Here is a 19,067-nt window from a genome sequence, read left to right on the forward strand (position 1 = left end):
TGAAAAACGGCCAAACCCTTGCGATTGACAAATGGAGCGCCTGTTTTTCTTGAAAGATATTATCGGTTTTAAAAAGGAGGAGGACTAAGATGTGGTGGTTCTTTGTGGTTATGGGACTGTTAATGTTATATCCGAAATTGGATGATATCATCGATGCCTTCAAGAGTAGTGATCCAGGTTATCAGAAGAAAAAGCAGCTTGAAGAGCGTGAACAATTAGCACAACAATTGGATCTTGCAAGGCGGCTGGAAGAATTGAAAGGGCAAGTCTGTCAGTTAGAAAGTAGTCAGTTCTACCTAATGTCTCTTCCGACAAAAGTCCAAGCAACCATTCAACTGGTTGATCAAGGTTGGGTGGAATTTACAGTTGATAAAAAGAAGTCGGACACTTACATTGTAAAAGTTGAAGCAATCAGTATGGTCGCAAGAATGCTATCAGAGACAGCGTGAACTCTCGCGATTTATCCATAAAAAAGCACCCACAAAAAAATTGTGGGTGCTTTTGAGTTAGGACCGTAAAGTAGTGTGACCTATTCTATCGATTTATGGTTCTAAGGCTAATAATTCTTCAATTGTCACCGACTCCGGCTCATAGCCATCCACGTCGAAACCTGATAAATTATTGAATTCCTTGATAAAGATATCGTAACCCGTTTTCTCCGTATTGAAGTTGTCCGCGCTAATTTCTTTAATCAATGCTTCGGTCGCAGCTTGCACTTCAGGATCTAGTTCCCAGCTATCGGGACGTAAACGACCTTGGGCGTCGTATTCCGGTTTATCTCCGTATAACATGTCGCGGTAAATACGGTCCTGATGCATAATTGGCGTTTCGTGCGTGCCATTATCGACCATCACGCGGTAAAGACCTAGACAGTAAACAGGGAAGAATGGAATGACTGAACTGGCTTTAGTTGTGACAGCTGTCGCGACAACGATTGTGGCTTTACCTTCAATATCAGCCAATAATTCATTGATATTATCTGCTTTTACTTCACAGTCCGCTTTAGCTTGTCCCAAGGTACCGCCACCATAATAAGGACGGTTCAATTCAGAGCCAAGGTAAGAATAGTTGACAGTTAATACGCCATCCGCCAAGACATCGGCTTCCTTCAAGGCTTTTAACCATAATTCCCAGTCTTCACCACCCATGACTTTGACGGTATCCGCAATCTCTTCGTCCGTTGCCGGTTCTAGCACATGTTCATGGAATTCAGCTTTCTGAATATTGACATGCGGTCCTTCAACTGTTTGACCAATCGACTTGATAACGGAGTTGAAACGCTCGCCCGTATCCGGATCAACGCGCACACTCGATGCTAAACTATACACGACCAAGTCAATTTTGCCGTCCCACTCGCTTTTAATGTACTCAATCACATCTTGTTTCGACTGATGACCGAACGCATCTTGAACAAAGTTTTTTGCCACTAAGCCCTCAGCCTCTGCCGCTTGCTTGAAGTACACATTATTGTACCAACCAGCCGTCCCCAAGTTACGCTCTGACTTGGGTTCTTTTTCAAACGAAACGCCAATCGTATCCGCACCAGCTCCAAATGCCAAAGTAATTCGCGTCGCCAAGCCATAACTCGAAGAAGCCCCGATAATCAAGACTTTCTTAGGACCTTCATAACGGCCTTGTTTCTTCACATAGTTAATTTGATTCGCCACGTCCTGCTTCAAGCCAATCGGATTGACTCCCAAGGACACATTTCCACGCAGTTTAGGTTCAAAATTCAGCATAGTTCCCTCCAACTTACTCTTAATAATCCAAGCATACCAAAATATGGCCCCGAATGGTTAGCCAGAACCCCCTTGGAAACGGGTCCCGGTTTTAAAGTTCGTATTTTGGCTTAGGGATTGAGTGCTTGTACGGCTTTCATACCGCCTTCAATGACAACCGACTGATAGCCTTTAACGGCTAAAAATGAAGCCGCAGCCGTAGCACGATTACCCGAACCGCATAACGTATAAATTGTTTGGCCAGGCTGGAGTCTTTCGTAGTTAAACGCGAGTTCTTCTAAAGCAATGTTTTGAAGTTGCTTTTCTGGAGCTGGACGCGTTATTTCATCTGGATGACGAACATCTAACAAGGTAAAGTCTCCGGCTGGTAAATTAATAAAATCAGCTGCTGTAATCGTTGCTTGAGTTTGTAGGTCTGCTTGTGGAACATCCGCTATCAATAAATATCCCGCAAGTTGTGTAAAACCTTGTGAGTCAAGTTGTCGTTCTAATTCAGGTAGTTGATTTTCCAAATCGGCATCTAAAACTAGCGCAATGGGTTGCTTCGCTTGTAAAAGGTCGCCAGCGTATTTCTTAAAATTTCCAGGAATTAAATTTAAAGCACCTTTAAGATGACCCGCTTGAAAAGCGGTTTGTGAGCGCATATCGATCCATTGATAGGGTGCAGTTGCTTGATAAGCTAAGTGTTGCATGAAATCCCTCCTTTTCTATCAGTATACAATATCTTTCTGAAATTGGAATAAAAGACACCCAAACGTTACCGCTTGCGTGTCTAAAATAGTCTATTCTGCGTCTTCCGCAGCTTTTTCTTGTGCTTCACGGACGATATCCCAAGCTGGAATACTGCCGCCATTTGTTACTTCGTTGATGACTTCTGCTACATCCTCTTGTTGGTACAATTCAACGATTTTTAAGTAAGTCTCGTTGTCAGCATCTTCAGCACGCGCTGCAATATTGTTCACACGCGCAATATTGATGGTTTCAGCTGTATCACCAAAGACATAAATCGCATCGCTTGGTTGGAAATTTGTTGCGCCTAGGAAAGAATTATCGATGAATGCAGCGTCAACATCCGGCACAATCGCAGGAATATTAGCCGCATCGACTTCGATAAACTCAATGTTCTTAGGATTGTCAACCACATCGTCCGGCGTCGGTAATAATTCACCTGTATCACCTAAAGAAATCAAGCCGGCTTTTTCTAATGTCTGCAAGTTGTAACTTAAGCTCGTTGGAGCGTTGTTGACCGCAATTTTCGCGCCATCTGGTAGATCATCTAATGAATCGTATTTCTCTGAATAAATGCGTGTCGGTACCGCAACCGTATAACCGATGGTTACTAAGTCGCCGTCATTTTCCTTGTTCCAGTTTTCCAAGAATACATCGTGCTGGAAAGCGTTCAAATCAAGGGTACCATCCGCTAAAGAGATGTTCGGAATGTTGAAGTCTGTCAATAAGATAACGTCTAATTCAATATCTTCTTCCGCAGCTTTCTCTGCAACATACAACCAAACTTGTTCATATTCTTCACCGACCACACCAATTGAAACTTGCTCCTGTGCAAAGGCGGTCGTGCTTGGCCCCAATAATAAAGCAGATAATAATAATGATGTTAAGATTTTTTTCATGTGTCTAACTCCTATTCTATTTTTGTTTATCTACTATTTTTCATTTTTCAGAACACAAAAAAGTCCCTTTATCATACATTTATGTATGATAAAGGGACGGAAAGCTCCGTGTTACCACCCAGATTCATGCAGCCCTCGCGGACTACACCTCAGTGTTTCAATTGAAACATGCAGGCTAACGGCTGCCGCCGACCAGAAAGCGTAAACCTTCAAGTAACTCCAAGCTCATGTTCATTTATTGCGATAGACCCGTTTACAGCGATCCGAGCTCTCTTAGCTATCCTCAATAAACTACTAACTCTTCACAGTTATGTCTAAATGAAATTTAAATTAGATATTAATGAGAGTATACGACGGTTCACGGCAAATGTCAACATAATTCGTCAGATATAGTATATGATAGAAAGACCAATAAAGGAGCTGATCACATGACGGACAGAATACGATTAACCAACGGCTTTGCGCCAGTTTATAATAGCGAATCGCGCGTGCTAATCTTAGGGAGTCACCCCGGTGTGCCATCCTTGAAGAAGCAGCAATATTACGGTAATCCAGGCAATGCCTTTTGGCGCGTGGTTTTCTCAGCACTTAATGTAGACGATCCGCTGGATTACCAAAGTCGCTTGAATTTATTACTAGCTAACGGCATTGCCCTCTGGGATGTCTATGCCCAAGTTGAACGCGAAGGCAGCTATGATCACAAAATCACCTATAATGTCCTCAATGACTTCGAGTCATTGTTAGCGCAATGTCCGATTCAACTGATAATCGCGAACGGAAAAACTGCCTATAACGAAACCCAACGCCACCCAATCTTTAATGACTACCTCGTGAAAAGCGCCTTATCTACCAGCGGTTTAAATAATGGACGTGAACAAGAACGAATGGCCCAATGGCATGACTATTTACACGAAGGGTTGAAGAAGTAGAGCTGGCTGGCCTGGGTTAATCGATTTGAGAGCTTGAGCCAACCTTGAATGGCGCCCATAAATAATCGTGCTCCAGTTCTGCAAACTGGCACATGATTCGGTCGTAATCGTGCTCCAGTTTTTGGAAGTGGAGCATGACTCGGAGGTAATCGTGCTCGAGTTTCTGGAAGTGAAACATGATTCGGAGGTAATCGTGCTCGAGTTTCTGGAAGTGAAACATGATTCGGAAGCTATTATGCTCGAACAACAATTACTCGAACATAAAGATGGACGCCCACATTTTGTAATTAAAATTGTAAGAAAAACAATAAGGTGTGGGCCGGTGGCCCACTATTCTATTTGAACGAGTGAAAAATGATAAGTGGGTTATGTGTAATATTTTGTCGTAATTGTAATCTTTGAGAGTTTGTGTGATAGAAATATTACAGGGAAGATTCAGTTTGTTTAAGTTGGGCGTGGAGGGGTTGGCATGGTCTAATGGACGTGCTAATGTAGGTCTATCAGAAATGAAGGAAGAGGTACGTCTAATGAATTTTAGGAAAAAGTTGTGGTTAGGTTGTTCAGTATTAGCTTTAGCGGGTCATGCATTAGCAGTACCAGCACAGGTAACAGCTGTTACTTGGCAAGCAAGAGACTTAAACGAAGTATTGTCAGAGGTTGAAGTAACCGAAGAGAATGCCCTTAAATATACAGTAAAATATGGAGATACATTGAGTGTCATCTCTGAAGCGATGGATATTGATTTAAGATATTTAGCCGCCATTAATGAAATTGATAATGTTGATTTAATTTTTCCCGATACATTGTTAACAGCTCAATTTGACGATAATCATCAAGTCGATGGTTTGAGTGTTAATGCACCGAGTGGTGAGAGTGTTGAAGTTTATATTCCAGTAAACTTATCACCTGTTGAAGCAGTTGAAGAGATTGAGGTTGTCGTGGTAGAAGCAACGCCAGCTGAATCTGAAGAAGTTGTGGAAGAAGAGATTGCAGAGGAAATTATCGAAGAAGAGGTTTCTGAAGACATTGTTGAAGAATCTATACCTGAGCTAGATGAAACTTTACCATCGACGCCTGAAGTAGGCGAAGGTAATCTTGAAACAGATGTGCCTACAGAAGAACCAGAAGCGGGTGCGGTGACTCCTGAAGAGGAAATTGAAACTCCCGAAGTAACGGAACCAGAGGAAGAAGTAGAAGTTCCTGAAGAGGAAGTTGAGACTCCAGAAGTTACAGAACCAGAAGAAGAGGTAGAAGTTCCTGAAGAGGAAGTTGAAACTCCTGAAGTAACAGAACCGGAGAAAGAAGTAGCAGTTCCTGAAGAGGAAATTGAAACACCTGAAGTTACAGAAACCGAAGAAGAAGTAGCAGTTTCTGAAGAGGAAATTGAAACTCCAGAAGTTACAGAACCAGAAGAAGAAGTAGAAGTTCCTGAGGAAGAAGTAGCAGCTCCTGAAGAGGAAGTTGAGACTCCGGAAGTAACGGTACCAGAGGAAGAAGTAGCTATTCCTGAAGAGGAAATTGAAACTCCTGAGGAACCGGAATACGTGGAGCCTGAGGAACCGGAGTACGTGGAACCTGAGGAACCAGAATACGTGGAGCCAGAAGTCATCGAAAGAGATCCAGCAGGCTTATCAGCTAACGCAGCAGCTTTCCGTGATTTGGTAGTTAGCATGTATGGTGTCACAGCTTATGGCTTACGTTCAGGCGACAGTGGCGACCACGGAACAGGACTTGCAGTTGACTTTATGGTGCCAGTTGGTTCAGAATTAGGCGATGCAATTGCGAACTTTGCGATTGCAAACATGGGCTCTTATGGCATTTCTTATGTCATCTGGGAACAACAAATTTACGGAGACTGGAGTTATTCATGGGTCCCAATGGAAGACCGTGGCAGCATCACGGCTAACCATTATGACCACGTCCACGTTTCATTCAATTATTAACCACCACCCCCCTTGCATAAAGGGGGCTTTTTGTACAAAATATTATTCACCGTAACCTGCTTCCCTAAACTAGCCGAATGTCCGTGATAATCGGCTAGAATACAAACTAAGCTAGTAGAAAGCCAGCCTTAGTTCTTTAACGCCTCCTACAAGTTAAATTAAGCTCACAATCACCAAACAATGTATAACATTTTCAATGAGCAGCTGTGAGATTTACTCTTAAAATAGAAAAATAAAGGAGAGATGGATAATGACTGAAGCAATCGAGGTATTAACTAACAAAGTAGCAGCCTGTCAGAAAGCTTGTAACACTTGTTTTGAGGCTTGTTTAAATGAAGACCATGTCCAAATGATGGCTGAATGTATCCGAACTGACCGTGAATGCGCAGATATTTGTGGTATCGTTTTAAGTTTCACTCAACGTGAAAGTCGCCTTTTACCAGAACTCATCACTGCATGTATTAAAGCTTGTCAACTGTGTGCTTCTGAATGTGGACAACATGACCATGATCATTGCCAAGCGTGTGCTAAAGCTTGCAGAGAATGTGAAGCGGCCTGTCAAACTTATCTAGACTCATTGGCATAAATAGTAAACCCTTAACCAAAGTGAAGTGTTCAATACACACACGCTTGGTTAAGGGTATTTTGTTACTGTAAATTAGTAGCTCACTAATTTGACCTACATCATCAATACGTCGTATCGGTGCTAAACTTCAACTCCAAGTTAAAATATAATCAGGAAAATTAAAACTCTAACTGGTTGGGGGCAGTATATTTGCATAAAAGGGGGCATATGGCCTTGGGTAGTATGATCAAAGCTAACAGAGGTAAGGCCAGTCCTGAAAGCGACCGGTAGAGGTAAGCATAAAGTTGGGGGCAAGGGTGGCCATTGAGAAGTGGAAACTGGAGGGAGCTTCAGACAAAATTGTGTGTAAAGGTTCCACGCGTCCGAATTGAAATCTGATCGAAATCGCCCATTGCAGGTTCTTTAGTTGAGTATTCTAGAGTGTAACATTTCGATCTCAATTAGCCTAACCTATCCAACTTTTGATAAAGTGGTGAATAAAATAGTCTAATAAGGCATCCAAACATTCAAAGCAATGTTAAGATAAGGGGTAAAGACATCAATGAACACATTGATGTGAATTTTTTTAAAGGGTGGTCAACTATGCAGGATGAAAATGTAGGTAAAGTGATTGATGATATCAGACGTAACCGTAATATGACGGTTGAAACGTTGTGTGAAGGGATAATTTCACCTTCGACATACTCTCGATTTGTGAATGGGAAAACGTCTCTGGCATCAAATTCGTTTTTGAAATTGGTATTTCGTCTTCACATGACCTTTGCGATGTTCTTGCAAGATTACTTAGACTTCTTCAGAATTAAGCATCATTATGCCATTTTAAATAATGCCAAATCTTACGAAGAGCTTAGTTCAGTTCTAGAGCTAATCGATGACTATCAAGCCAGATTTGCAGCTTTTCAAAAGAAACCTAATACTAATCATACATGGCAAGTGCAAGATGAACGCTTTTTAATGGTCGCAACTGCCTTGGTTAAACAATTGACAAATAGTCTGGATCGTCAACAACATCTTGAAATATTCCAAAAACACATGATCCAATACACTGGTTTAAGCGACAATGATTTTTTTGGATTGAAACTTTTGTTGCCTTATATGACAATCAAAGAAGCCGAAGCCATTGTTAAAAAGCCAATGAAACAACTAACAAGTCTTAAGGACCCTGCCTTAGCCGAAAACTTATTTTATGTCTGTGGCATCTTATATATCAAATATCTGGCGGCCGGAGATTTACAGAAAGCGGATGACTATTATCAAATGTTAGATGAGATATACCTTGATTCGCTCGACTTAGGTTGGAAATTGTCGCGAAAATTATATCAGAATATTCATCTCTATTTCACGGGTGATACTGATATAGCAGTTGACCAACTAAATAAGCTGAGTCTCTTTTATACAGACTTAAATTTACCCCATCAGTCCCGATTTATTGTTCAAACATGTCGAGAATTAAATATTCCGCATCAAGAAGTGGAGGCAATGAGATGAAAACTAGCCACAAGGATTTAATTGAGACTTTACGTAAGAAGAAAGCTTTATCCATGCAAGATATCTGCGGAGATTATGTTTCGCATTCTTCTTATTCTCGCTTTGTTAATAAAGGCCAAACGTTGGCGATAGACAAGTTGCTTTATATCTTGCGGCGAATGGATTTAAGTTTCCGAGAAGCCGGTTTGTTTGATCATAATATCCAAACTTCTAATGAGGATAAGGTGTTGATGGCAGAAGTTGTGGCCAGTCATGATCTTAAACGGATGAGCGAAACAGCAACTCTCTTTGCCAGTAAAGCTAAGCGCACTTATGATATATATGGTATGCTGGCGATTCAGTTACGCCTTAAAATGGGAGGCGAAACGGCTGACCAACAAGTACAGGTACTCAAAGACTATCTTTTTAATGTCCAAAATTGGGATTTCAAAGAGATGTATTTGTTTACTTTTATCATGGACCGCATGGAGAGTGCTGTCATCCTCCATCATGTCAATCGGACTTATGATAGAGCGGCTGCCCCTTATTTTCTTGAACGTAATTTAAATCTAATTATCTTGATTGAAAAGGCGCATTTCGAGTTCTTAAAACGAAAAGAAACCAATCATGCCCAGAACATGTTAGATAAACTTGAAATTCTTACCATTAATCGTACGTTTCATAGTGTTCAAGGGCGCTTTACGATTTCACAAGCGCTACATAATATTCTGAAAGAAAACAGACCAGAAGATTTTCAGAAAATAGAACGTCTCTACCGTAATTTCATCGTCATCGAGGCGAATATCTATGCAAGATTATTACAGAGCGGCTATCAAACGCTCCAAAGCATTTACCAATTACCAGAAATTAACTGGCAAGTTACGAGCGACCAGTTTTAACAATTGGTCATCAATGGGATTTATGCCTTATGAATAGGCAGTCTTTTTCAGTATTTTATCTATTAAAGGAGATGGTTAAAAAGTTGTCTAAGCTAGGTTAAGGCCATCGACATTCAACCGAAGGTAAATCTGTATGGACGATTTGCTAAAAGTTAAAGATTATGCAATTTAATAATAAGTTAACAAGTGAATTGACCGGAATCACGGCACACAGGCGACTGATTAGAAGATGTAAAAGCATGCGGTGTCGACAGACTTCAAGGTAATCTGTCGGTGGCTTGTCGTTAAGCGGTTTGAATGATGGCGTGATAAAGAATAAACGACTCAGTAGACAGCGGAGTTGAGGCGTACGCTAGGCTAGATCAAAGAGTTTGACTAGATTTCTATCGGTAATATTCTGTGATAGAATACTTTTATGGGGAGGGAGTACTGTGGTTACTTTAAATGAAATTGCTCAACGTGCAGGGGTTGCCAAAAGTACCGTATCGCGTTTCTTGAATAATGGGCCGGTCAGTGAGAAAACGCGGATCAAGATTCAGGAAATTATTGATGAGACGGGCTATGTACCCAATCAGTTTGCGCAAAGTCTAAAAGCACAACGTTCGAATATGATTGGAGTTGTGTTGCCGCGCTTTGACTCACCTTCGACGAACCAAGTCTTGAAAGGGATTGATGAATTAGCCTATGAGAAGGGTTATCAGTTGGTCCTGACTAATTCGAATTTAGATAGTCAGCGCGAGAAAGAGAATATAGCTTTATTAGAGCGTCAAAAGGTTAGCGGGATTATTTGGATTGCGAGTTTTTTTGATGATGCGATGATGGAGCAGGTGAAGAACTTGCAGGTACCGATTCTGATAATTGGTCAGAAAATAGAGGGGGTGCCTTGTTTGGTTCATCAAGATTATGAAGCGGGAGTACAGATTGCCGAACATGCCTTAGCTTTGGGGCACCGCGATTTATTATATGTTGGGGTCACCCAAGACGATAATGCGGTAGGGGTCTTACGTCGTGATGGATTTATCGAAACGGCCAGTCAAGCTAGAGCAAGGGTAACAGTAATCGAAACGGACTTTTCGCGTAAGGTGGCTTATGAGCAGGCATTAAATTATTTACCAGAGCTTAGAGCCTCTTATATTGCAGCGGCGACGGATCAGATTGCGATAGGAATTGCGAATGCCGCACAGGAACTGGGGCTTTCGATTCCGGCTGATTTTTCGCTATCAGGATTTGGTGGTTATAGTGAGACTGAGTATGCCTATCCAAGGATTACGACGGTCGATTATCCATTTTACGAGATGGGTCAGCGGTCTTTAGAATTATTAGAAGAATTAATTCGTGAGACCCCTATACCCATGGTCCATACGATGGCCAATAAGTTACACGTTAAGCGATCCACTCAGAATATGAAAGCAAAAGAATAAAATTAAATAAAACGCTTGCATTTCGCAAGCGTTTGTCTTAAACTGTAATGGAACCGGTTCCTTCTGAGCGGTTTAATTCTAAAAATGGAGGTTGTAAAAATGGGTAAATACGATCAAACACTTGAGCAATTATTGGAAGTTATTGGTGGTAGAGACAATATTAAGAATTTTGAGCATTGTGCAACACGTTTACGGATGATTCTCAAAGACGACAGCAAAGTAGATAAAGCAAAAGCAGAAGCCATTCCAGAAAGTAAAGGTTATTTCTTTTCAACAGGGCAGCACCAATTTATTTTTGGGACAGGCAAGGTCAATGAAGTTACTGCAGAGTTACGTGATTATTTAGGCGAAGGAACCACAACAGATACTAGTATGAAAGACGATGTCTACGCGAACTTAAATCCTGTTCAGAAATTTGTGCGAATTCTTGCAGACATCTTAGTACCTCTAATACCAGCATTAGTCACGACCGGTTTATTAATGGGAATCCGTGGTTTATTGGTGGAATTAGGTATGACCATGACAGATGATGTAACGGCTTTATTTGCGATGTTGACGGATACGGCCTTTGCTTTCTTACCTGTTCTGATTGCTTATAGTGCCACACGTAAATTCGGTGGGAATCCTTTAATCGGGATAGTAGTTGGTTTAATGATGGTGGCTCCTCAATTACCGAATGCCTATGCGGTGCGCGGTGAGACGGCCGATCCATTATCGATATTCGGAATTGATGTTTATGGCTACCAAGGATCAATATTCCCAGCGATTATCGCCGGTTGGTTAGTTAGTAAGTTAGAAAGCTGGTTGCGTACTTGGGTGCCTCAAGTCGTCGATTTAATTTTGACGCCTTTCTTAACAATCACTATTTCGATTTCTATTATATTATTCCTATTAGGTCCTATTATTCAAATCGCTGAGAGTTCTGTAATCAACAGTATTATTGGTTTGATTAATGCGCCATTAGGGATCGGCTATATTGTTTATGCTGGACTCCAACAATTAATCGTGGTAACTGGCTTACATCATTCTTTAAGTTTAATCGAAATTAGTTTATTGAGTGACACCGGTTATAATGTGCTTCAACCACTAGGAACCGCAAGTATGGCAGGCCAATTTGGAGCAGCTATTGGGACTGCATTCTTAATGCGTGACCAATTAAAACGTTCAAACATGATTAGTGCAGCTGTACCGACTTTATTCGGTATTACAGAACCTTTATTATTTGGTGTTAACTTACGTTCGCTAAGAATTTTTGCTGCAGGTATTGTGGGAGGAGCTGCAGGTGGCTTCTTAACTTACTTCTTCGGCCTAAAAGCGACGGGAATGGGCATTACATTCATTCCAGGTTTATTATTGTATACAGGAAGTATCGCAGCGTTAATCCAATATATTGTAGTTATTCTAGTAGCTTTCGGTGTTGGTTTCTTATGCGTTCGCCTTCAAGCTAAACAAATTCGTTCTGAAATTTAGACAATTTTTCTAGGTGGAAGAACAGCGATAATAAAGGAGCAGGTAATGAATATGACGAAGAATGTGAAGATGAAGAAAGATATGCAAGCTTACTGGGAGTCTTTGCCAGAAGTTCAATCAGTTTTAAAGGAGAAAGTTACCGCCGATCCTTGGCGTTTTACTTACCATCAAATGCCAGTAACTGGATGGTTGAATGATCCCAATGGTGCCGTTCAATTTAATGGAACTTACCATTTATATCACCAGTATGTACCCGAAACGCCCAATGGTGGAGCGACACATTGGGGGCATAAAACTTCTAAGGATATGGTGCACTTTAAAGAAGAAGCGATTTTTCTATCGCCTGACCAACTGTTTGACGAAGACGGTGTCTATTCTGGAAGCGCCTTTGTCCATGATGACAAGATTCACTTCTTTTATACAGGCAATGTTAAACATGAAGGAGACCACGACTACACCTACAGTGGACGTGAACAGAATACGATTCATGTTGTCTCGCCTGACGGGTTCACAGTGGAATCACGCGAGGTAGTCATTGCACATGCTGACTATCCTTCCGGTTACACGGATCATATACGTGACCCTAAAGTCTTTGAGCATGAAGGTGTTTATTATATGATTTTAGGTGCTCGTACACGGAATAACTTAGGACATATTCTTTTATATCGTTCAGATGATTTACATGAGTGGTCATACCAAGGGGTCTTTTTAGCCGGTAATGAAGATCAAGGATTTATGTGGGAATGTCCCGATTATTTCGAGTTGGGTGATCGTGAGGTATTACTATTTTCACCGCAAGGGCTCTTACCGACGACTTATCACTATCATAACCCACATACAGTTGGCTATTTGACTGGAGCAGTTAATTGGGATGACTACACCTTTGAACCCAAAACAAAATTTATTGAATTGGATCATGGTTTTGATTTTTATGCTCCCCAAACATTTGAAGACGAAAGTGGGCGACGTATCTTATGGGCATGGATGGGCATTGGCGATACAGAACCTGAGTATAGTAATCCTACGGTTGCGAGAGGTTGGCAACATGCGATGGCTTTACCTCGTCAGTTGACCTTGGAAAATGGGCGTTTGTTACAACGTCCTCTACCGGAGTACCAGTGTTTGAGACACAATATTAAAACGCACCGCTTGTCTGAAATCGACGAGTCAACCTTAAAAGGCGAAGTATACGAATTGATATTAGAGTTTGATGAAACGCCTAGCTCTTTTGAATTAACCTTACGTCAAGATACCCAACTGACTTATCAAGATGGCCTATTAACTTTAAAACATGGAGAGAGTGGCTTCGGAAGACGCAAGCGAATGATCCCATTGGCTGACTTATCACAACTACAAATCTTTTCGGATACATCATCATTGGAAATTTTCATCAACGATGGTGAATACGTTATGACGAGCCGAGTTTACCCAAAACAAGATCAGCAGCTAATTCACGTCAAGGGCGATGCTCAAGGTCAAATTACTTATTGGGACTTAAAACTTTAGGCGCCACAGTCATGATTCATGAGTGGAACAGATGTATGAAAGAGGAATCCTATTTTACATAGGATTCTTTTATTTAAAACAAATTCTCAAAAAAAGACAAAAAAAAAAGTCTACCTCATGTTATAATGAAGGTGGAAAATTTTTAATTTTTGGGGACTCCTATGCTATTGCCGTAGCTGGAGTCTTTTTTTGTTGCCATGGGGTGTAAGTTTCTCCCGTTTTGATGAGCATGTAGACTATTCTGAGTAATTTATGGGCCAAAGCCACCACTCCTTTGCCTTTCTGTTTGCGCTCACTAAACTTAAAATAAATCGCTCGGAATTCTTGGTGATTCGATCGACCAGCTGTCAGTCCCGCTCGACAAAGAGCCGCTTTGAGATAGCGATTACCTCGCGTCGTTTTTGACCCATATTGAATGCCAGCTGATTCATAACTCCCTGGACATAAGCCCGCCCACGAAGCGAGTCGCTCAACGGTTTCGAAGGCCTCCACGGTCGGTCCAACTTCTGCGATGACCACTTGAGCCGTTGTTTGACTGATGCCAGAAATTTCTAGGAGCCGAAGATACAGGTCTTCATAAGGTTGAAGATGTTCTTCAATGAGTTGCTCACATTCCTTAATTTCATCAGTCAAACGTCGAATGGTCGCTAATTCAAGCTGGAGAAGTTGCCGGTTAATCGTGGTTAAGGAGCCATTCATCGCCTCAAATAATTGCCGAGGACTCGCGTGAACTCTTTTGGAAATCGTCTCTTCAATTAACTGCTCATTAATGACTTCACCATTAATAAATAGGCTTAATAACCGCTGACCCGTCGCTCCAAATATATCCGATAAATAACTACTCAACTTAATATTTGAGCGTTGTAAAATATCATGCACTTGATTTTTACGACGCGTCAAATCTTCTTTCAACGATGAGCGGTGGCGCGTAAGTTGTCTTAAATCTTGAATGTCTCGCTCAGGCACATACGAGCCACTCACGAGTCCACAACGGCCTAACTCCGCGATCCATTGGGCATCTCTCATATCGGTTTTCCGCCCAGGGACTTGCTTAATATGTTGGGCATTCGCGAGAATCATCTTAAACCCATAAGGTTCCAGAATATTCCACACCGGTCGCCAATATTGTCCCGTGCTTTCCATCAGCACGGTGGTAATATTTAGCGACTCAAGCCACTGCGCACAGGCTTGTAAATCTCTTGTCGTGGTATCGAACTCTTTAGTTTGTTTCTTCGGTTTAGATCGATTAAGGGAACCAACTAACGTACAGACGGTAATTGTCTTCTTGTGCACATCAATTCCAGCACATCTTTTAACCATCACTTCCATCATAATTCCTCCTAAAAATGAATTAAAAGCAGGGAAACATTCTGGTAAAGTGTATTTTTATTTAAATGCTCGAAGCATAGTCCATTCATCTCAAAGAATGTTTCGTCCATTTTTTTATCCGGGTGCGGTAACACCACTAAACGCACGCACTTGTCTGCTTTCACTTAAATTATAACAAGAAAATGGTGCACAGTGTTTTAAATGTCATTCGGATTGCGAAGCAATCTCATGATTTTTTATGCTATAAGGGATGAGAAGTTTACTGTTGATTCGTCAAGCTTTGTAGAACTTATTTTTATATTAGTTGAAACAAGTCGCTTCGATTGGGAGGCGCTCTACCGAAGCCTTAACGAACGGGAGTGTGAACTATATCTGTCACTCTTGTAAAGAAGAAGAGCTGATTCCGTAGAATGTAGTGGAACATTTTGATTTATTAGATGGCAGGGATCCCCTGGATCCACCAAAACTTTGTTTTCAAAACTGTCAAACCCAAATGGTTGCGCAATATTTTAGAAGTCATACGGGGATAGTATGACAGTCGTGTGGGGGTTAAAGAAAACAAGCAAATCTAAAGAGACCTCGGGTTTTGTCCGAGGTTTCCTTACGGACGATTTGTTCTTCTGGACGGCAGCGGACTGTTCTATCTACCAGTGTCGTCCAGTGACAGGTGCAGATAGAATTCTAAATACCAGTGTCATCAGATGACAAGTGCTTTTAGAGGGTTTACGCTCGTTTATGAATATTATTCACAATGTAAGGCTTCCAGACAATTGGATGATATCACTGTTTTGTGAAAGCGTTTAGTTGCTTATATTAATAGGTATCCGTAAGCTGATTTTTCATATGTTATATTTTGGATAAAAGAACTAATTTTCGTCGTAATTTTAGCAGAAATGACTAATTGAGCTTGTGGGCATACGTGATATTATGAACATGTAAAGAAGAAACAGATAGTCAGTTTAAATTAAAAAGGAGCGAGCGATATGTCAGAAGAAAAATTAATCAATGTCAGTGCAAAGGAATTAGAGGATTTGATTCAGGCTAAGTTGGAGTTGGCAGGTTTGCCGGAAGTTCAAGCGGTTGAAACAGCCAAGCATTTAGTTTATGCCGATTTATGCGGCGTGCATTCACATGGTGCGGTCCGGGTGGAATATTATTCTGAACGCATCAATAAAGGCGGTATTACACGTGAGCCGGAAATTAAATTTGAAAAAACTGGCGAAAGTTCAGCTGTCTTGCATGCTGACAACTCGCAAGGGCAATATGCAGCCAATTTAGCTTTAGAGCCTGCCATTGAAATGGCAAAGGCATCAGGTGTGGCAGTTGTGGGCGTATCTAAGTGTGGACATACGGGTACTTTATCCTATTACTTACGTAAAATTGCTGAAGCTGGTTTAGTCGGTATGGCGATGACACAATCGGATCCAATGGCAGTGCCCTTCGGTGGAGCGGAAGTTTACTATGGAACCAACCCTATCGGTTTCGGTGCACCAAGTTCGACTGAAACGCCATTAGTGTTCGACATGGCCACAACGGTTCAAGCATGGGGTAAAATTTTAGATGCACGTTCTAAAGGCCGTGACATTCCTTCGGACTGGGCAGTTAATGACAAAGGGGAGCCGACGACGGATCCTAATGCGGTGAGAGGTTTAATGCCAATTGCTGGACCAAAAGGTTATGGCTTGATGATGATGGTAGATATTTTCTCAGGTATGATAATGAACTTACCCTTCGGCAAGCACGTTAGTTCAATGTATCATGATTTACATGCCGGCCGTAATTTGGGTCAATTATACATTATCTTGGACCCAGCTCGTTTCGGTAATGCAGAGATGTTCAAAGAACATATCACACAAACCATGCAAGAATTAAATGACATCAAACCAGCAACAGGTTACTCAAGCGTTCGCTACCCTGGTCAAGGGTCTAACCAACGTTATGAGAAGCATTTGAAGAACGGCATTGAGATTCCAGAAAGTATCATCAACTATCTAAAATCAGACGATATTCACTATAACAATTATGAAGGCCTAGGGGCTTTTGCTGACTAAGCTATTTAAATCTAAGGAATGTGAGGAAAATATTATGTTTAATTACGCAGGGAAAGTAGTCGCTATTACAGGTGCATCAAGTGGGTTAGGTGTGCAAATGGCCAAAGGTTTCGCCGCTCAAGGGGCAAAAGTAGTGTTAATGGCTAGACGTGTGGAACGTTTAGAAGGATTAGCAAATGAATTAAAAGTAGCCGGTGCCGACGCTTTAGCAGTTGCTTTAGATGTGACAGATGAAGCGCAAATCGATCAGTCATTGCAAACCATTCTAGATACGTACGGTAAAGTCGATGTATTAGTTAACAATGCCGGTGCTAGTGAAGGTGGCGCCATCACTGAAATGACTAACGATGCTTGGAACTTCACGATGGATTTAGATTTAACCAGCGTTTTTAAAATGACACGTGCTTATGCGAGAGTAATGAAAGAAGCGAATTATGGCCGAATTATCAATATTTCGTCAATGTATGGTTTGGTTGGAACGAACCAATTGCAAACCGCTTATCATGCATCAAAAGCTGCCGTCATCAACTTCTCGAGAGCTGTAGCGGCTGAATTAGCTCCTTACAATATTACATGTAACACAATTTGCCCAGGTTACTTTGAAACAGAATTAACCTCTGGAACGTTAGATACACAAGAATTTCAAGGTTATATGGATGTCACGGTACCAATGAGACGTTATGGAAAAGAAGGCGAATTGAATGCCGCAGCTATTTTCCTCGGTTCAGAAGAAGCAGCTTATGTCACAGCTGTGACTTTACCAGTTGATGGTGGTTGGTCAGCAACTAAATAATCAGTCTAACTAGCGATTTAAACAGACCGGTCCTTTGTAAATGAGGGCCGGTCTGTCTGTTTGTCTATTGTTTATTTTGCCTATTTTGTCTGGAGGGTGAAGGGATTAAGGTTTAAGCGCGATTAACTCTTCAAGTGTCACGGCTTCGGCCTGATAGCCATCCACGTCGAAACCAGAGTTAACATTGAACTCCTTAATAAAAGTATCGTAACCTGTCACTGGGTGTTGAAATTTTCAGCTGTAATGGTATTGATGAGAGCTTCCGTTGCAGCTTGTGTTTGGGGATCCAACTCCCAATTATCTGGACGCAAGCGGCCTTGTTCGTCATACTCTGGCTTGTCGCCATATAACATGTCGCGATAAATGCGGTCTTGATGCATAATCGGCGTTTCGTGTGTGCCGTTATCTTCCACAGTGAACGACACCGCTATCTTTATTGTGCAAAAGGTACGACGATTTCTTCAGACAAGCCACTTGGCGTATAGTAAGCGTCAATGCGAATAATCAAAGGAGACTCAGTATCTTCAATAATCGGCTCCTTCACGGAAGTCACTTCTTCCACCGCCTCACCCGACGTTTCTTCAAGGTTTTCTGCTTCCATCATTTCATCAGTCGGATAGTTTTCCATCGCATATTCAGCGTAATAATAGTAAGCATTCTCGGTTAAAGCCAACGTCAACGGAATCGTTGCGCCACTCTTTAAGCGAATGTTGTTTAAGAAAGTCTCGCGACCTTCTACTTCAAAAGCACGCTCGCTGTCCAACCACAGTTGCTTAATCGTCCTTTCATCTTCGCGCGCAAAGGTAATCATCCACATTTCGTTGTAAATATCCAAAGGACCTTTCGAATCATTGGTATAATCCAAATCAATCAACAGACGATTGTCTTCAATACGTAAATTACTGAATACGAGTGTCGCATTGGTCGTTTCAAGTGTGTATAAACCTTCTGTGTTCGCACGTAATACCTTTAATTCAGCACGCTTTTCCTTAAGCGATGCTTCAAGACTCGCGATGTCCTCTGTCAAAGTAGCTATGTCATCTGCTTGAGCATTCACCATTATAGGAGCTGACCAAGCGAAACCGAGCAATAAGCACACGAAAATTAAAACTTTTTTCATCACACTGCACCTCACTTTATCTCTTTTCTTCATTATACCTCCTTCCTGCTAGTTTGTTTCAAATCAATAAAAATTTAAACTTATCCTAAATTTCACCAAACAACGAGCTCAGACAAGCTTTTTGGCGCCATAACCAGTAAACTTAAACTAGCGTACATACTAGCAACACTATGGAAAGGAAGAGGA

17 protein-coding genes are annotated in these 19,067 nt (G+C 41.4%); 11 read left to right on the top strand and 6 right to left on the bottom strand.

From position 1 onward, the window contains the following. Window positions 1-89 precede the first annotated feature (89 nt). The gene (locus tag GF867_RS04250) at window positions 90-449 is read left to right on the top strand and encodes a hypothetical protein (protein WP_153831880.1); all 360 of its coding nucleotides are present in this window, start codon (window positions 90-92) and stop codon (window positions 447-449) included. A 93-nt stretch (window positions 450-542) separates the two neighbouring features. Here the strand turns inward: GF867_RS04250 and fabV are convergent, their stop codons facing one another. The 3 genes from fabV to GF867_RS04265 all read right to left on the bottom strand — a co-directional run bounded on the left by fabV (window position 543) and on the right by GF867_RS04265 (window position 3,367). Further along, window positions 543-1,739, bottom strand: coding sequence for an enoyl-ACP reductase FabV (gene fabV / locus GF867_RS04255; protein WP_436718597.1), 1,197 nt, complete (start codon window positions 1,737-1,739; stop codon window positions 543-545). A 110-nt stretch (window positions 1,740-1,849) separates the two neighbouring features. Further along, complete coding sequence (locus GF867_RS04260) at window positions 1,850-2,431, bottom strand: rhodanese-like domain-containing protein (protein ID WP_153831881.1); 582 nt, start codon at window positions 2,429-2,431, stop codon at window positions 1,850-1,852. A 90-nt stretch (window positions 2,432-2,521) separates the two neighbouring features. After that, on the bottom strand, window positions 2,522-3,367 hold the full coding sequence (locus GF867_RS04265; RefSeq protein ID WP_153831882.1) for a MetQ/NlpA family ABC transporter substrate-binding protein: 846 nt from the start codon (window positions 3,365-3,367) through the stop codon (window positions 2,522-2,524). A 428-nt stretch (window positions 3,368-3,795) separates the two neighbouring features. On the opposite strand from GF867_RS04265, the gene GF867_RS04270 reads away from it, so the two are divergent. The 8 genes from GF867_RS04270 to GF867_RS04305 all read left to right on the top strand — a co-directional run bounded on the left by GF867_RS04270 (window position 3,796) and on the right by GF867_RS04305 (window position 13,588). Then, window positions 3,796-4,296: a DNA-deoxyinosine glycosylase gene (locus tag GF867_RS04270; RefSeq protein ID WP_153831883.1), complete on the top strand. Its 501-nt coding sequence runs from the start codon at window positions 3,796-3,798 to the stop codon at window positions 4,294-4,296. Window positions 4,297-4,736: 440 nt separating this feature from the next. Beyond that, a complete protein-coding gene (locus tag GF867_RS04275) occupies window positions 4,737-6,239 on the top strand; it encodes a LysM peptidoglycan-binding domain-containing protein (protein WP_153831884.1) in 1,503 nt (500 codons plus the stop codon). Between the two features lie 250 nt (window positions 6,240-6,489). Continuing rightward, window positions 6,490-6,825, top strand: coding sequence for a four-helix bundle copper-binding protein (locus GF867_RS04280; RefSeq protein ID WP_153831885.1), 336 nt, complete (start codon window positions 6,490-6,492; stop codon window positions 6,823-6,825). 582 nt (window positions 6,826-7,407) lie between these two features. Continuing rightward, window positions 7,408-8,313 (top strand): helix-turn-helix domain-containing protein, encoded by a 906-nt coding sequence (locus GF867_RS04285; RefSeq protein WP_153831886.1) that lies wholly within the window; start codon window positions 7,408-7,410, stop codon window positions 8,311-8,313. Further along, window positions 8,310-9,191, top strand: coding sequence for an Rgg family transcriptional regulator (locus tag GF867_RS04290; RefSeq protein ID WP_172973953.1), 882 nt, complete (start codon window positions 8,310-8,312; stop codon window positions 9,189-9,191). The genes GF867_RS04285 and GF867_RS04290 overlap by 4 nt, the downstream gene beginning before the upstream one ends. Window positions 9,192-9,622: 431 nt before the next feature. Next, window positions 9,623-10,612 carry a LacI family DNA-binding transcriptional regulator gene (locus GF867_RS04295; protein WP_366927746.1) on the top strand — a complete coding sequence of 330 codons (990 nt, stop codon included), beginning with the start codon at window positions 9,623-9,625 and terminating at the stop codon, window positions 10,610-10,612. Between the two features lie 99 nt (window positions 10,613-10,711). Next, window positions 10,712-12,082 (top strand): PTS transporter subunit EIIC, encoded by a 1,371-nt coding sequence (locus tag GF867_RS04300; RefSeq protein ID WP_153831889.1) that lies wholly within the window; start codon window positions 10,712-10,714, stop codon window positions 12,080-12,082. A 45-nt stretch (window positions 12,083-12,127) separates the two neighbouring features. Continuing rightward, window positions 12,128-13,588 (top strand): glycoside hydrolase family 32 protein, encoded by a 1,461-nt coding sequence (locus tag GF867_RS04305; RefSeq protein ID WP_253940727.1) that lies wholly within the window; start codon window positions 12,128-12,130, stop codon window positions 13,586-13,588. Window positions 13,589-13,747: 159 nt separating this feature from the next. Here the strand turns inward: GF867_RS04305 and GF867_RS04310 are convergent, their stop codons facing one another. Next, the gene (locus GF867_RS04310) at window positions 13,748-14,920 is read right to left on the bottom strand and encodes an IS110 family RNA-guided transposase (protein ID WP_253940728.1); all 1,173 of its coding nucleotides are present in this window, start codon (window positions 14,918-14,920) and stop codon (window positions 13,748-13,750) included. A 980-nt stretch (window positions 14,921-15,900) separates the two neighbouring features. Between GF867_RS04310 and allD the strand changes: the two genes are divergently transcribed. Both allD and GF867_RS04320 read left to right on the top strand, forming a co-directional pair. Beyond that, entirely contained in the window at window positions 15,901-16,968 is a 1,068-nt protein-coding gene (gene allD / locus GF867_RS04315) for an ureidoglycolate dehydrogenase (RefSeq protein ID WP_153831890.1), read from the top strand. A 34-nt stretch (window positions 16,969-17,002) separates the two neighbouring features. Then, entirely contained in the window at window positions 17,003-17,761 is a 759-nt protein-coding gene (locus GF867_RS04320; protein WP_153831891.1) for an SDR family NAD(P)-dependent oxidoreductase, read from the top strand. Between the two features lie 215 nt (window positions 17,762-17,976). Here GF867_RS04320 and GF867_RS13960 read toward each other — a convergent pair whose 3' ends face one another. Together GF867_RS13960 and GF867_RS04330 are read right to left on the bottom strand one after the other, a co-directional pair. Continuing rightward, window positions 17,977-18,174, bottom strand: coding sequence for a hypothetical protein (locus GF867_RS13960; protein ID WP_253940729.1), 198 nt, complete (start codon window positions 18,172-18,174; stop codon window positions 17,977-17,979). Between the two features lie 20 nt (window positions 18,175-18,194). Next, window positions 18,195-18,881 (bottom strand): hypothetical protein, encoded by a 687-nt coding sequence (locus GF867_RS04330; RefSeq protein WP_153831892.1) that lies wholly within the window; start codon window positions 18,879-18,881, stop codon window positions 18,195-18,197. Window positions 18,882-19,067: the final 186 nt, after the last annotated feature.

The organism is Fundicoccus ignavus (assembly GCF_009659375.1).
Classification (GTDB): Bacteria; Bacillota; Bacilli; order Lactobacillales; family Aerococcaceae; genus Fundicoccus; species Fundicoccus ignavus.

Excerpts from the sequence above, each read along its gene's own strand:
- GF867_RS04250 (WP_153831880.1), top strand. The coding sequence starts at position 90 with ATGTGGTGGTTCTTTGTGGTTATGGGACTGTTAATGTTATATCCGAAA.
- fabV (WP_436718597.1), bottom strand. The coding sequence starts at position 1,739 with ATGCTGAATTTTGAACCTAAACTGCGTGGAAATGTGTCCTTGGGAGTC.
- GF867_RS04260 (WP_153831881.1), bottom strand. The coding sequence starts at position 2,431 with ATGCAACACTTAGCTTATCAAGCAACTGCACCCTATCAATGGATCGAT.
- GF867_RS04265 (WP_153831882.1), bottom strand. The coding sequence starts at position 3,367 with ATGAAAAAAATCTTAACATCATTATTATTATCTGCTTTATTATTGGGG.
- GF867_RS04270 (WP_153831883.1), top strand. The coding sequence starts at position 3,796 with ATGACGGACAGAATACGATTAACCAACGGCTTTGCGCCAGTTTATAAT.
- GF867_RS04280 (WP_153831885.1), top strand. The coding sequence starts at position 6,490 with ATGACTGAAGCAATCGAGGTATTAACTAACAAAGTAGCAGCCTGTCAG.
- GF867_RS04285 (WP_153831886.1), top strand. The coding sequence starts at position 7,408 with ATGCAGGATGAAAATGTAGGTAAAGTGATTGATGATATCAGACGTAAC.
- GF867_RS04290 (WP_172973953.1), top strand. The coding sequence starts at position 8,310 with ATGAAAACTAGCCACAAGGATTTAATTGAGACTTTACGTAAGAAGAAA.
- GF867_RS04300 (WP_153831889.1), top strand. The coding sequence starts at position 10,712 with ATGGGTAAATACGATCAAACACTTGAGCAATTATTGGAAGTTATTGGT.
- GF867_RS04305 (WP_253940727.1), top strand. The coding sequence starts at position 12,128 with ATGAATATGACGAAGAATGTGAAGATGAAGAAAGATATGCAAGCTTAC.
- GF867_RS04310 (WP_253940728.1), bottom strand. The coding sequence starts at position 14,920 with ATGATGGAAGTGATGGTTAAAAGATGTGCTGGAATTGATGTGCACAAG.
- allD (WP_153831890.1), top strand. The coding sequence starts at position 15,901 with ATGTCAGAAGAAAAATTAATCAATGTCAGTGCAAAGGAATTAGAGGAT.
- GF867_RS04320 (WP_153831891.1), top strand. The coding sequence starts at position 17,003 with ATGTTTAATTACGCAGGGAAAGTAGTCGCTATTACAGGTGCATCAAGT.
- GF867_RS04330 (WP_153831892.1), bottom strand. The coding sequence starts at position 18,881 with ATGAAAAAAGTTTTAATTTTCGTGTGCTTATTGCTCGGTTTCGCTTGG.